General features: G+C 63.7%; 12 protein-coding genes and 1 riboswitch. Of the genes, 6 read left to right on the forward strand and 6 right to left on the reverse strand.

The genetic code is table 11. The annotated features are described in order from the left end of the window. Positions 1–2 precede the first annotated feature (2 nt). Both ABH924_RS14520 and ABH924_RS14525 read right to left on the reverse strand, forming a co-directional pair. Positions 3–1,388 carry a glycine--tRNA ligase gene (locus tag ABH924_RS14520; RefSeq protein WP_234750757.1) on the reverse strand — a complete coding sequence of 462 codons (1,386 nt, stop codon included), beginning with the start codon at positions 1,386–1,388 and terminating at the stop codon, positions 3–5. An 87-nt stretch (positions 1,389–1,475) separates the two neighbouring features. After that, on the reverse strand, positions 1,476–2,498 hold the full coding sequence (locus ABH924_RS14525; protein ID WP_404499825.1) for a DMT family transporter: 1,023 nt from the start codon (positions 2,496–2,498) through the stop codon (positions 1,476–1,478). A gap of 33 nt (positions 2,499–2,531) precedes the next feature. On the opposite strand from ABH924_RS14525, the gene ABH924_RS14530 reads away from it, so the two are divergent. Continuing rightward, on the forward strand, positions 2,532–2,762 hold the full coding sequence (locus tag ABH924_RS14530; protein WP_404499827.1) for an RNA-binding S4 domain-containing protein: 231 nt from the start codon (positions 2,532–2,534) through the stop codon (positions 2,760–2,762). A 76-nt stretch (positions 2,763–2,838) separates the two neighbouring features. On the opposite strand, the gene ABH924_RS14535 is transcribed toward ABH924_RS14530, so the two are convergent. After that, a complete protein-coding gene (locus ABH924_RS14535) occupies positions 2,839–3,492 on the reverse strand; it encodes an alpha/beta hydrolase (RefSeq protein ID WP_404499829.1) in 654 nt (217 codons plus the stop codon). 69 nt (positions 3,493–3,561) lie between these two features. Between ABH924_RS14535 and ABH924_RS14540 the strand changes: the two genes are divergently transcribed. Then, positions 3,562–4,404, forward strand: a complete 843-nt coding sequence (locus tag ABH924_RS14540) for an SGNH/GDSL hydrolase family protein (protein WP_404499831.1) — start codon at positions 3,562–3,564, stop codon at positions 4,402–4,404. A 67-nt stretch (positions 4,405–4,471) separates the two neighbouring features. Continuing rightward, positions 4,472–4,846 carry a hypothetical protein gene (locus ABH924_RS14545; RefSeq protein WP_404499833.1) on the forward strand — a complete coding sequence of 125 codons (375 nt, stop codon included), beginning with the start codon at positions 4,472–4,474 and terminating at the stop codon, positions 4,844–4,846. 1 nt (position 4,847) lies between these two features. Here the strand turns inward: ABH924_RS14545 and ABH924_RS14550 are convergent, their stop codons facing one another. After that, a complete protein-coding gene (locus tag ABH924_RS14550; protein ID WP_404499835.1) occupies positions 4,848–5,969 on the reverse strand; it encodes a homoserine O-acetyltransferase in 1,122 nt (373 codons plus the stop codon). Between the two features lie 13 nt (positions 5,970–5,982). After that, a riboswitch (SAM riboswitch) is annotated at positions 5,983–6,098 on the reverse strand. A 235-nt stretch (positions 6,099–6,333) separates the two neighbouring features. Here ABH924_RS14550 and ABH924_RS14555 point away from each other — a divergent pair. Further along, positions 6,334–8,700 (forward strand): S8 family peptidase, encoded by a 2,367-nt coding sequence (locus tag ABH924_RS14555; RefSeq protein WP_404499837.1) that lies wholly within the window; start codon positions 6,334–6,336, stop codon positions 8,698–8,700. Positions 8,701–8,760: 60 nt separating this feature from the next. Here the strand turns inward: ABH924_RS14555 and ABH924_RS14560 are convergent, their stop codons facing one another. Beyond that, complete coding sequence (locus ABH924_RS14560; protein WP_404499839.1) at positions 8,761–10,077, reverse strand: bifunctional o-acetylhomoserine/o-acetylserine sulfhydrylase; 1,317 nt, start codon at positions 10,075–10,077, stop codon at positions 8,761–8,763. A gap of 247 nt (positions 10,078–10,324) precedes the next feature. Here ABH924_RS14560 and ABH924_RS14565 point away from each other — a divergent pair, with 247 nt between their 5' ends. Next, positions 10,325–10,963, forward strand: coding sequence for a VOC family protein (locus tag ABH924_RS14565; RefSeq protein ID WP_028266517.1), 639 nt, complete (start codon positions 10,325–10,327; stop codon positions 10,961–10,963). A gap of 368 nt (positions 10,964–11,331) precedes the next feature. Here ABH924_RS14565 and ABH924_RS14570 read toward each other — a convergent pair whose 3' ends face one another. Next, entirely contained in the window at positions 11,332–12,096 is a 765-nt protein-coding gene (locus ABH924_RS14570) for a CPBP family intramembrane glutamic endopeptidase (RefSeq protein ID WP_404499841.1), read from the reverse strand. 101 nt (positions 12,097–12,197) lie between these two features. Here ABH924_RS14570 and ABH924_RS14575 point away from each other — a divergent pair, with 101 nt between their 5' ends. After that, positions 12,198–12,878, forward strand: coding sequence for a histidine phosphatase family protein (locus ABH924_RS14575; RefSeq protein ID WP_234750767.1), 681 nt, complete (start codon positions 12,198–12,200; stop codon positions 12,876–12,878). Positions 12,879–12,887: the final 9 nt, after the last annotated feature.

A 12,887-nucleotide genomic window follows, 5' to 3' on the forward strand; every position in this document is an offset into this window, starting at 1 on the left:
CCTTAGGCGCCGATCAGTCGTGCGGCCAGGTAGCCCTCCACCTTGTCCAGGGACACACGTTCCTGGCTCATGGTGTCGCGCTCACGGATGGTGACGGCCTGGTCATCGAGCGTGTCGAAGTCGACGGTGATGCAGAACGGGGTACCGATCTCGTCCTGGCGACGGTAGCGGCGGCCGATGGCGCCGGCGTCGTCGAAGTCGATGTTCCAGTTCTTGCGCAGCTGGGCACCCAGGTCTTTCGCCTTCGGGGACAGGTCCTCGTTGCGGCTCAGGGGCAGCACGGCTGCCTTGACCGGCGCCAGGCGCGGGTCAAGCTTCAGGACGGTGCGGACGTCGACGCCGCCCTTGGCGTTGGGTGCCTCGTCCTCTGTATAGGCGTCCACGAGGAAGGCCATGAAGGACCGCGTCAGGCCGGCGGCCGGTTCAATGACGTACGGCGTGTAGCGCTCATTGGTGGCCTGGTTGAAGTAGCTGAGGTCCTGGCCGGATGCCTTCGAGTGGGTCGAGAGGTCGAAGTCGGTGCGGTTGGCGATGCCCTCGAGCTCGCCCCACTCGGAGCCCTGGAAACCGAAGCGGTACTCGATGTCCGTGGTGCCCTTGGAGTAGTGGCTGAGCTTGTCCAACGGGTGCTCGAAGAAACGCAGGTTCTCCGGCCGGATGCCCAGACCGGTGTACCAGGACATGCGTTCCTTCATCCAGTACTGGTGCCATTCCTCGTCCGTGCCCGGCTCGACGAAGAATTCCATTTCCATCTGTTCGAACTCGCGGGTGCGGAAGATGAAGTTGCCCGGCGTGATTTCGTTGCGGAAGGACTTGCCGATCTGGCCGATACCGAACGGCGGCTTCTTGCGGGACGTGGTGAGCACGTTGCTGAAGTTGACGAAGATGCCCTGCGCGGTTTCCGGTCGCAGGTAGTGCAGGCCTTCTTCACTGGCCACGGGGCCAAGGAAGGTCTTGAGCAGGCCGGAGAACTCCTGCGGTTCGGTCCATTGGCCGCGGGTGCCGCAGTTGGCGCAGGCGATGTCCTTGAGCCCGTTTTCGGCGGGACGGCCCTTCTTTTCCTCGTACTCTTCCTCGAGGTGGTCGGCGCGGTAGCGCTTGTGGCAGGAAAGGCACTCGACCAGCGGGTCGGAGAACACCTCGACGTGCCCGGAGGCTTCCCATACCTGGCGGGGCAGGATCACGGAGGAATCCAGGCCCACTACATCTTCGCGGCCGCGGACTACGCTCTGCCACCATTGGCGCTTGATGTTTTCCTTGAGCTCGGCACCGAGGGGGCCGTAGTCCCACGCGGACCGGGAGCCACCATAGATTTCACCGGCCTGGAACACGAAGCCCCTCCGCTTGGAGAGGGAAATGACCTGGTCGAGGACGGATTTTGCTGCCATGGGTACTCCAATGTTCTACAGGGCCGCTGGGTGCGGTCCGTGGTTGTGCGCGAAGGTAATGCTGTGCAGGAAGCTGCGTGTCCTAGCCTACCGGCCTTTGGCCGCGGTCCTGCCTCCGGACTGGCTTGATTGGCCCCTGGCGGGACGGCGGGAAGAGAGCGCGCCCTTCGGCCAAGGCAGCGTGGCCACGATGATGGCGAACAGCGTTAGCAAGGTGCCAAGGATCGTGGGCAGGGCAACCACGGTTCCCGGAGCAGGCAGGACCAGGTCAAGCCCGAGCGATCCGAGCAACTGTCCGGCGATCATGCCCAGCCCGGTCACCAGGACACCGAGGCTGCGGACCAACAAGGCAGCCAGGCCGATAAAGACGCAGCCCATTGGCCCGCCCAAGTAATACCACCATTCAGCAGGCAGGGCGTGGCCGGGACCAAGCAGCAACACTTTGATGAGCCAGGCAATCCAGAGAATGACCGTTCCGGCCACGAAATTCACCAGCGTCGCGGCGATAGGGCTGCCGTAGTGCACAGTCGCCGTGCCGTTCATTGCCTGCTGGAAGCTCATCAGGCAGCCCGCCACGACGGGCAGCAGGATCGGGAGCAGCAAGGACCCGACGTCGGCCGCTGCCCCGAGGCGCGGCGAAACGGCCCAGACGACGGCGGCGATCGTCAGGACGCTGCCGAGGATGCGGACCCCGGTGATCGAGCGTTTGCCGCCCGGTCCGATGCCGAGCCGGTCCACGAGTAGTCCGCTCAGGGTCTGGCCAGTCACCGCAGCGACCGTGAACAAGGCCACGCCAAGCAGGCCAACTGTGAACGATTGGGCAAACACGAACAGGGCGCCGATGCCGCCGGCAAGAACGTAGAACCGTGGAAAGCTCCGCTCCTTGAGGGCCGGCAGGATCCTTCGCAGGGCGGCGCGGCCCTTCGGCAGCGCCAGTCCGATCGCGGCGATCAGAACCAGCCCGGTGGTGAAACTCACGACGGCGGCCGCGATGCCGTCGTCGAGCGTTGCTCCCAGGGCGCCGTTGATTCGGCCCTGAAGGGGAATCACGAGTCCGGTTGCCACGGCAAGGAGCAGACCGGTGAGCAAGGGACGGGACGATCGCGGCATTTTCACCACCTTACTTCAGGCATCATTGCTTGTATGAGCAACCCGGAAATCGAAGAAATCCCCATCCGCGACGACATGATCCGACTCGGTCAGCTCCTGAAGCTCGCCAACCTGGTGGAGGACGGCGTGGAAGCCACGGAACTCATCAAGAACGGCCTGGTCAAAGTCAACGGCGAGATCGACGATCGACGCGGCCGCCAGCTCCATGTAGGCGACACCGTGACCGTCAACGGAAAGACGGTGCGGATCACCGCCGCTTCCTAGCTCTCTTAGGCAACGCGGGGTCACTTATGGCCCATCACGTGCCTCAGAATGGGCCGTAAGTGACCCCGCGTTGCTTTCAGACGGACGTGAGGACCTTGTGCTCCAGGAATTCGCCCACGTGGCCGATTTCCTGCTGGTTGATGCCGTGCCACATGCCTGTGTAGAGCACCTTGGTGAGGTCCGTGTGCTTTCGCACCCACCCCATGGTGAATTCGATCTTGTCCGGGGTGATGACGGGGTCCTGCTGGTCCCGTCCCCAGAAGAGCGGCACGGAACCGTCCAGTTCGGCGTCACGGAACGCGGGGTCGGCATCGGCGTCGACGGCGAAGCCTGAAAGCCCGACGACGGCGGCGAAGTCCGCCGGGCGCTGCCGGAGCAGCGAGGTGGCCATGGCCATGCCCATGGAAAATCCGAGGAGCGTCACCGAACTGTGGTTGGACTTGAACGAGTCCAACCAGGAAAACACGTACTCCGCGGCATCCTTGACGGCGTCGAGCGAGTAGTCGATGGACGCCGTGAGCGGGAACCACGTGAAGCCCGGGCCCGTGGCGATCGGTGCGCGGAGCGAGGCGACGACGAAGTCCTGGGGCAACAGTCCGGCAAGGCTGAAGAGGTCTTGCTCGTTGGATCCGTAACCGTGCAACAGGACCAGCAACGGCTTTCCAGCCCGTTCTTCCTCTTCGTGGGACCACAAAACGACCGGGGCAGGAAAGGCGGAAGCTTGACTCATGGGACTATTGTTGCAGTTACCCATGAGTAACAAGCTACGGGCGCGTAGCGTTGCAGCAAGAGGCAGGATATGAACGTGAGTGACACTGATTCCACGGTGGGGCCGAAGCCGGACGAGCGGAATCATCCGTGGACCCGCTACGTGGCATTGGGTGATTCCTTTGCCGAAGGCATCGGCGACCCCGAGCCCGACAACCCCGGGGGACATCGCGGCTGGGCCGACCGCGTAGCCGAGGAACTGAGCCGGGGGCACCGGGATTTCGCTTACGCCAACCTTGCCATCCGCGGGCGGCTGCTACAGCAGATCCTCGACGAACAACTTGGCCCGTGCATGGACCTCAAGCCGGACCTTGTGAGCATCTCCGCAGGTGGCAACGACCTCATCCGTCCCGGCGGCGATCCCGACTCCTTGGCCGAGAAACTCGATGCCGCCGTTCAGACCCTGAGTTCCGACGGCGCCACCGTGGTTCTTTTCAACGGTCCGGACACTGTGTCATCAGTACTCGGCCGGATCCGCGGCAAGGTGGCCATCTACAACGAAAACCTCCGCACTGTGGCCACCCGGCACGATGCGGTGGTCGCTGATATGTGGTCCCTGCGGCAACTCTCCAACTCCCAGATGTGGGACGAAGACCGCCTGCATTTCTCGCCGCTCGGCCATCACACCGTCGCAGCAATGGTCCTCGATTCCCTCAATGTGCCGCACAACCTCGAACCGCTGTTCCCCAAACCGCTCCCCCAGCGCAGTTGGCGCGAAGCCCGCTCGGGCGACCTCGTATGGGCACGGGAGTATTTTGTCCCGTGGGTCATCCGCCGGATCCGGCACCAGTCCTCAGGCGATGGAATCCTGCCGAAACGCCCGACGCCGGGGCCCGTCTTCGGTCCTGCCGAGACGATCCTTCCCCGGATCTGACCGGGAACCACGGGGTGGGTTACAGGGAGCGGGGCTAAGCTGGTGAAAGACCTAGGAGGCCTCCACCGTGAACAACTTGATCTTCTGGATCATCGTCTGCTCTTGGCTGATTCCCATGGGGATCCGCATGTACAACCGATCGCGCCAGCGCAGGCTCCGGGACTTCCCTCCGCAGAATTACCCCGGGCAGTCCTATCCTTCACAGAACTATCCCGTCGGATACCCGGAGCAACCCCCGGTAATCATCCCGGCTGAGCCGCAACCTCCGGTGGCGAGGCCCGCACCGCAGGCCGCTCCGCCGTCGTCGGCCGCTCCCCAGCCGAACAGTGCGCCCCAAGGCTACCGGGCACGGAAACTTGCCGAACTGGACCAGGAGTACAGCGACGGGAAAATCGCCATGGAGGACTACATGAAGCTCCGCCAGGAGATCATGAACGGCTGATTCAGCCGAAGAAGGCCTCTCGCAGCTGGGGACCGAGCTGTCCGATCTCGGTGAGGAACCCGTCGTGCCCGATCGGCGCCTCGATTACGTGAACCGGGACCTCTCCGGGCAAGGCCTTGGCCAGCTCGTGGGATTGTTCCGGGAAGTAGAGGCGGTCCGAGTCCACTGAGGCAATGAAGAATTTTGCAGTTGCCACGGACAGCGCCTCCTCCAAGGAGCCCCGGCCGCGGGTGATGTCGTGGCTCATGAGGGCCTCGGTGATGGCGATGTAGCTGTTGGCGTCGAAGCGCTGGACCAGTTTGCTTCCCTGGTGGTCGAGGTAGCTCTCCACCTGGTAGCGGCCCCGGTCCCCCAACGCGGCAGCCTGAAGGGGTGTCTCGCCGCCTTGGGCGTTCCGGCCGAAGCGGAAGTCCAGTTCATCCGCCGAACGATAGGTGATGTGGGCGATCCGCCGGGCCAGGGCCAACCCCGCCTCGGGCGCGGCCTGGCCATAGTAGTCCCCGCTGTTGAAGTCGGCGTCCTGCCGGATGGCGAGCGTCTGGGCCTGCGCAAAGGCGATCTGCTCGGCAGTGCTGTACGCCCCGATCGAAATCACGGCGCATCGTTTGACGCGGTCCGGATAGCTGACGGCCCATTCAAGTGCGCGTGCACCACCCATGGACCCGCCGACGACGGTGTGCCAGCTGCGGATCCCCAAAGCGTCGGCCAGCCGGGCTTCGGCGACGGTGCTGTCCCGCAGGGTCACGAGCGGGAAGCGGGAGCCCCACGGTCTGCCGTCAGGAGCGCTCGACGACGGCCCGGTGCTGCCGTAGCAGCCTCCCACGATGTTGACGGAGACCACGAAGTAGCGGTCCGTGTCGATGGTGGCGCCGGGACCAACGAGTTGCTCCCACCAGCCTTCTTCATCGCTCTCGCCACGGGCCACATGGGTGCTGCCGGTCAGGGCGTGTTCCACCAGGACAGCGTTGGAGGCGTCTGCGTTGAGCCGCCCCCACGTCTCGTACGCGAGGACGACCTCCGGCAGGAAACCCCCGGCCTCCAGCTCGAGTCCGCCCACGGAAACATACTTGAGGGTTCCGTCCGGGGTACCGGAAAGGGGTATGGCTGTTGCAGCAATTGTCATTCGTTGACACCTCACATCGCGCTTGCCCGCCGCCAATACAGCGAAGGGCCAGGTCTTCACCCGGGGCACCCCGCCGCGAATGGAGGGTTGCCGGCCAGCAAGCCGGGGCTGTCACTGGCACTCATGACCTATAGGAAGAGTCTAGGAAAACCGGACCCCTTCTGACGAAGATTATGACATCTTTGTGACACTCGGCCGCGTTTTGTTCACGAAGCAGGGGCTGCGGACGTCTGAAATTGAAGAGACGGGTGATGCCTGTGTGACTGGAGATAGAATTGGGCGCAGCAGTCTGCGTTTTCATTGCATCCGCATTGTGCGCCCGTTCTTGCGCCCGCGGCCCTGCGTCACAGGAAGATTGAAGCTCGTGAAAAAGCCATTCGGCGTCGTTCCGATAGCCCTGTTCATGCTGGTATCAGGTTTCACTGTGGGAGTGCCGCTGCCGGCGCATGCCGACACAACTCCGGCAGCTGGCGAAGACCGATACGTGGTCCACTACGCCGACGGCGCGGACGTTGCCGGCAAGACCGCGGAGCTGCGCTCGCAAGGAGTCGCGGTGGACAAGACGTTCACGCATGCCGTGAAGGCCGCAGTCGTCACGGCGACGCCCGCCAAGGCCGCTGCGTTGGCGAAGTCGAGCCACGTGGCGTCGGTCGAGCGGGACACCCCGGTGCGGATTTCGGACACTCAGCAGCCTGCCCCCTCTTGGGGCCTTGACCGGATCGACCAGCGCGCACTTCCTTTGGATGGAAGCTACACACCGCCGTCGAGCGGTGGGGGTGTGTCCGTCTACGTCGTGGACACCGGGATCTATTCCGCCAACACGGATTTCAGCGGCCGCATCCTCCCCGGATTTGCCGGCGTCACCCCCGACGACGGCCATGGCACCGAGGACTGCAACGGCCACGGAACCCACGTTTCCGGGACTATCGCCGGGACCAAGTACGGCGTCGCCAAGTCTGCAAACATCGTCCCTGTCCGGGTGCTCGGATGCAATGGCTCGGGCTACTCATCCGATGTCATTGCCGGGCTGGACTGGATTGTCGCGAATCACCAAGCCGGAACCCCCGCCGTGGCCAACCTCAGCCTGAGCGCGGACGCGATAGACACAACCGTCGACGCGGCAGTTCAGGGCGTCATCGATCACGGCGTCAGCGTGACCCTGGCAGCGGGCAACCAAGGCCAAAAGGGCTTGCCGGCCGCCGATGCATGCAATAGTTCTCCCGGACGCGTGCCGGCGGCTCTGACAGTGGCCGCCTCCGATATGTCAGATCACCAAGCATCGTTCTCCAACTACGGCCCTTGTGTGGATCTCTACGCGCCGGGCGTCAGTATCGTTTCTGATTGGATTACCTCGCCCACCGCAACGGCCACCTTGAGCGGAACCTCCATGGCCTCTCCGCATGTGGCAGGAGCTGCCGCGATGCTCCTCTCCATGCATCCATCGTGGAGCCCTGCGCAGGTCTCGGCAACGCTGACGGTCGGCTCAACGGCCGGAATAGTTCAGTCGACTGGGAACTGCATGCCAAACCGGCTGCTTTACGTCAGCGCTTCGCTCTTTTCTCCATCACAGGACCCTTTGGGCGGTTTTGCGGCTACGACCCCTTGCAGGCAGCTTGACACGCGAGACGGGACCGGTGGTGTCAACGGGCCGGTCGCCCCCGGACAGACCATAAGCGTCAAGGTTGCCGGACGCGGCGGCCTCCCAGCTACCGGAGTTTCCGCTGTCGCAATGAACATCACAGTGGCCAACCCGACGTCGAATGGCTTCATCACCGCCTACGCAGGCGGAACCAATCGGCCGGCGACCTCGAACCTGAATTTTGCTCCCGGGCAGATCGTCCCGAATTTCGCGATCACGCCGGTCGGGTCCGACGGAACGATTTCCTTCACGAATAGCTCCAACGGCACGGTCCAACTCATCGCCGACATCACCGGCTACTACCTCACCGCTGGCGCATCACCCGCTCCCGGGACGTTCTCCGCCCAGGCTCCGTTCCGGCAACTGGATACCCGGAACGGTGTCGGCGGCGTCACCGGACCGGTCGCGCCGGGGCAAACCATCAGGGTCCGCGTCACCGGGCAGGGTGGCATTCCCTCTTCCGGGGTTTCCGCGGTCGCGATGAACATCACGGTGGCCAATCCGTCGTCGTTCGGCTTCATCACTGCGTACGCGGGCGGGACTCCGCGACCGAACGCCTCGAACGTGAATTACGCGACGGGACAGATCGTCCCGAACTTCGCCATCACGCCCGTCGCTCCCGACGGGACGATTTCATTCACGAACACCTCCGGCGGAACCGTCCAGATCATTGCCGATACCTCGGGCTATTACCTTGCAGGCATACCGTCAACTGCCGGCGCGTTTTCCGCCCAGATCCCGTTCCGGCAATTGGACACCCGTGACGGAACCGGCGGATTCCACGGACCGGTCGCCCCCGGGCAGACCATCAGCGTCAAGGTCACCGGCCGTGGCGGCGTCCAAGCATCCGGCGTCTCCGCGGTCGCGATGAACATCACCGTGGCCAATCCGTCGTCGTTCGGCTTCATCACCGCCTACGCCGGAGGAAGCACGCAACCTGGTACCTCGAACGTGAACTTCGCGACGGGACAGATCATCCCGAACTTCGCCATTACGCCCGTTGCTCCCGATGGCACCATTACCTTCACCAACAACTCCAACGGCACAGTGGAGCTCCTCGCCGACACTTCCGGGTACTTCCTCGCTGGTTAAGCGAGAGACGGGGCGCCCCCAGGAGTGGGCGCCCCGTCATTGAACGAACCGGCAATGCGTCTAGGCGCCCTTGGCCGCCCGGAATCCTGACTCGAGGTCCGCGAGGATGTCGTCGATGTGCTCGATCCCGACGGACAGCCGCACCAGGCCCGGGGTCACTCCGGCCACGGCCTGCTGTTCCGGGGTCAGCTGGCTGTGTGTCGTGGACGCGGGGTGGATAACCAAGGAACGGACGTCGCCGATGTTTGCCACGTGCGAATGCAGCTCCAAGGCGTCTACGAAGCGTTTGCCGGCGTCGATCCCGCCGCGGATGGTGAAGGACACCACGGCGCCAGTGCCCCGGGGTCCGTACTTCCGCCCGCGTTCGAACCACGGACTGGAAGGCAGCCCCGCGTACGCGACCGATTCAACGTCGTCGCGCCCTTCGAGCCATTGCGCCACTTTAGTGGCGTTGCCCACGTGGCGTTCCACCCGCAGGCTGAGGGTTTCGATTCCTTGGGAGATCAGGAAAGCGTTGAACGGGGATACTGCCGAGCCGAGGTCGCGCAGAAGCTGGACCCGGGCCTTGAGGATGTAGGAGAGGTTCGCGCCGAGGGCACCGTCCTTGCCGAGGTCGCGGGCATAGACCAGGCCGTTGTAGCTGGGGTCCGGAGTGTTGAAGTTGGGGAACCGCTCGGGGTCCTTGCCGAAATCGAAGTTGCCGGAGTCCACGATGACACCGGCTATGGCAGATCCGTGCCCGCCCAGGTACTTGGTGGCCGAATGCACCACGATGTCCGCGCCCCACTCGATGGGCCGGATCAGGTAGGGCGTGGCGAGGGTGTTGTCGACGACGAGCGGGACTCCGGCCTCGTGCGCGATGCGGGAGACGCCCTCGATGTCCAAAACGTCCTGGCGGGGGTTCGAGACGACTTCGGCGAAGAACAGCTTGGTATTTGGCTGCACGGCGTCGCGCCAGTGGTCGAGGTTGTCCGGGTCCTCGACGAAGGTGACCGAGATTCCGAATTTCTTCAGCGTGTGGGCGAGCAGGTTGTAGGTGCCGCCGTAGAGGCTCGGACTGGCGACCACGTGGTCACCCGCCTCGGCGACGTTGAGGATGGCGAACGTTTCCGCGGCTTGGCCGGAGCTCAGCAGGAGCGCCGCCAGGCCACCCTCCAGGCTCGCTATGCGCTGTTCCACCGCATCCTGCGTGGGGTTGCCGATCCGGGTGTAGATGGGCGCCAACTCAGCCAGCGCAAAGCGGTTGGCCGCGCTTTCCGCGCTTGGAAAGACGAACGAGGTGGTCTGGTAGATGGGGAGTGCCCGGGCGCCGGTGGCGGCGTCCGGCTCCTGGCCGGCGTGGATCTGGCGCGTTTCGAATGACCATCCTTGGGACATGCGGACTCCTGGTTGTCTGGGCTCTCTGCCGTGCTTCAGCCTGCCGAGCTGTGGTATTCAGCCTGCCGGCGTTCGGTTGCCGCCAGTCTAAGGACGGTATTGCGGGCTCCGGAAGCTTTGTGACGAACACAGTAGTTTTCGGTCTTGGCGCGTCCTGAAGTGACTCTGAGCTGCGTTTTCGATACATCCCACCTTGGTTAGGCTTGACTTAGCTGAGAGCTCCATCACAAAGTGCCAAGATGAAGCCATGCGCATGGATCACGTCTCTTACGCTTGTGAACGAGATGGCCTCTTGGCCACCACCGAGCGGATTTCCGCAGCATTGGGAGTGGACGCAGTCCGGGGCGGAGTGCACCCGCGCTTCGGTACCCGGAACATGATCATCCCCCTTGCTGACCACAAATACCTGGAAGTTGTCGAGGTCCTTGACCACCCGGCATCCGACAAGGCACCTTTTGGACAAGCCGTCCGTGCACGCTCCGCCGCAGGAGGTGGGTGGATGGGATGGTGCGTCGCTGTTGACGACCTGAGCCCGTTCGAACAGCGGCTCGGACGCGCCGCTGTCCCCGGCAACCGCAAGTTTCCGGACGGCCGCGAACTCGTCTGGTCGCAGATAGGCATCCTGGGACTCATCGCCGATCCCCAGGTTCCCTACTTGCTCCGTTGGGAGGGCGACCCTGCACTTCACCCGTCCCTCGTTTACCCAAGCGACGTCAAGATGTCCAGCCTCACCATTGCCGGCTCCGCGGAGCGCGTCACCGAATGGCTCGGGGAGCCCGTGGAGAAGCCGCTTGAGGACGTTGCAGTCCAATGGATGGCTCCGCACGGAACGCCGGGAATCATGTCGGTAACGTTCGAAACCGCCAACGGAGCCGTCACCATCTGACGGACCATCCCGTCACCATTTGACGGACCATCGGGCCAGGAGGGCCCGGGAAAAACTTCGGCCGCCATATGCGGGTGCCAATGACGTCACCCCGCAATGGCGGCCGAAACCTTTTAAGGGCGTTGTTCCTAACCCGGGTGATAGGACAAAACGGGTGTAAATCCCGGGCGCGTCATGTCCGTCCCGGGATCGTCTTCGCTGGATGTCGGATTCTGCTCAATCATTCGAATGGACAAATTCCGGGCCCGCGGAATCACGGGACCGGCAACTTTGGCGAAGAGAATGATCCAGCAGAATCCGACGGTGTCCATGGCGAACCCGGGTGTCCCCAGCGAATACGGGTCTCGCCTAGCGAAACGGCGTTGTTTCTACCCCAGCCCGATGGCCTTGCCGAAGACGCTGAAGCCGACGAACGCCACGATGTCCAGGAGGGCGTGGGCCACCACGAGCGGCATGACCCGTTTGGTCTTCGTGTAGATCCAGCCAAACACCAGGCCCATCACGGCGTTGCCGATGAAGGGCCCGAAGCCTTGGTACAGGTGGTAACTGCCCCGAAGGAGCGCGCTGAGCACGATCGCCAGCGGGGTGCTCCAGCCGAACTTCCCGAACCGGTCCAGGAGGTAGCCCACCACGATGACTTCTTCGACGACGGCGTGCCGCACCGCGGAGAGGACCAGCACCGGCACGGTCCACCAGTAAGAGTCCAGGCCGCTGGGGATGATCGCCGTCGTGATTCCCAGGGCGCGGCCGGCCGCGTAGAGCCCCAGCGACGGGATTCCGATCAGCGCGGCGAGGCCCAGTCCTTGCAAGGCGTCGCGGCCCGGGCAGGCGAAGTTGAAGCCCAGCCGCGTGAAACCTGAGGGGCTCTCGGCCGTTTGGCGGTGTAAAGACAGGAAGTAGAACACCAACACCACAGGGACCAGCGCGAACGCGATATCCAACAGCTGGTAGGTGAGATCGAAGTACTCGCGCGTGCTTTGCGAGCGGTTGAGGGTGGACGTCGCATGGGCCAAGGGCCCCTGGGTCATCTTGTCCAACAACTGCACCACGGAGTACACGGCCGATTGGCCCAGGGACAGGCCAAGGACAATCAGTACTTCGGCGCGCAACCGGCGCGTTGAGGCTAGGAGCATGCTCCTATCTTGCCTTTATTTGCCTGATGTTTTCCTCGGAGCCGGGTCCCCCGGTGTCTGCTTGCATAGGCCGGGCGGCTCCTGACCCTATGCTTGGTGGGATGAGCGCGCCAGCACGAATCTTCATGATCCGGCACGGCCAGTCCGCCGCCAATGCCGACACTTCCATCTACAACCGTGTGCCCGATTACCGCATCCCGCTGACGGAGCTTGGCATCGAGCAGGCACGGGCCGCGGGTGAGGCACTGCGCAGGAAGCTCGACGGCGAACCTGTGTGCGTTTATGTCTCGCCGTACCTTCGGGCATACCAGACCCTTGAGGCACTGAATCTGGGCAGCCTCACGGAAAGGGTCGTCGAGGAGCCCCGGCTGCGTGAACAGGACTGGGCCAACTTCCAGATTGCCGGTGACATCGGGGACCAGAAGGAGCTTCGCAACCTCTACGGGCACTTCTTCTACCGGTTCCGGGAGGGCGAATCAGGCTCCGATGTCTACGACCGGATTTCGTCCTTCATGGAAACCCTGTACCGGCACTGGGAAAAACCCGACTACGCGCCCAACACCCTGTTGGTAACCCACGGGCTCACCATGCGGCTCTTCTGCATGCGATGGTTCCACTGGTCGGTGGAGTACTTCGAGTCCCTCAACAACCCGGGCAATGCGGAGCTACGGACGCTTATCCGAAACGACCAGGACAAGTACGATCTCGATACGCCGTTCAGCCAGTGGGTGCAGCGCAGCACGGACGAAACGGTGCTGAACGCTCCCCCGATGGTCATCTGACGGGCACAA

It is taken from the genome of Arthrobacter sp. GAS37 (assembly GCF_044908325.1).
Classification (GTDB): Bacteria; Actinomycetota; Actinomycetes; order Actinomycetales; family Micrococcaceae; genus Arthrobacter; species Arthrobacter ramosus.

What these genes read in the sequence shown, in the direction of transcription:
- ABH924_RS14520 (WP_234750757.1), bottom strand. Translation starts at nt 1,388, where the DNA reads ATGGCAGCAAAATCCGTCCTCGACCAGGTCATTTCCCTCTCCAAGCGG.
- ABH924_RS14525 (WP_404499825.1), bottom strand. Translation starts at nt 2,498, where the DNA reads ATGCCGCGATCGTCCCGTCCCTTGCTCACCGGTCTGCTCCTTGCCGTG.
- ABH924_RS14530 (WP_404499827.1), top strand. Translation starts at nt 2,532, where the DNA reads ATGAGCAACCCGGAAATCGAAGAAATCCCCATCCGCGACGACATGATC.
- ABH924_RS14535 (WP_404499829.1), bottom strand. Translation starts at nt 3,492, where the DNA reads ATGAGTCAAGCTTCCGCCTTTCCTGCCCCGGTCGTTTTGTGGTCCCAC.
- ABH924_RS14540 (WP_404499831.1), top strand. Translation starts at nt 3,562, where the DNA reads ATGAACGTGAGTGACACTGATTCCACGGTGGGGCCGAAGCCGGACGAG.
- ABH924_RS14550 (WP_404499835.1), bottom strand. Translation starts at nt 5,969, where the DNA reads ATGACAATTGCTGCAACAGCCATACCCCTTTCCGGTACCCCGGACGGA.
- ABH924_RS14560 (WP_404499839.1), bottom strand. Translation starts at nt 10,077, where the DNA reads ATGTCCCAAGGATGGTCATTCGAAACGCGCCAGATCCACGCCGGCCAG.
- ABH924_RS14565 (WP_028266517.1), top strand. Translation starts at nt 10,325, where the DNA reads ATGCGCATGGATCACGTCTCTTACGCTTGTGAACGAGATGGCCTCTTG.
- ABH924_RS14570 (WP_404499841.1), bottom strand. Translation starts at nt 12,096, where the DNA reads ATGCTCCTAGCCTCAACGCGCCGGTTGCGCGCCGAAGTACTGATTGTC.
- ABH924_RS14575 (WP_234750767.1), top strand. Translation starts at nt 12,198, where the DNA reads ATGAGCGCGCCAGCACGAATCTTCATGATCCGGCACGGCCAGTCCGCC.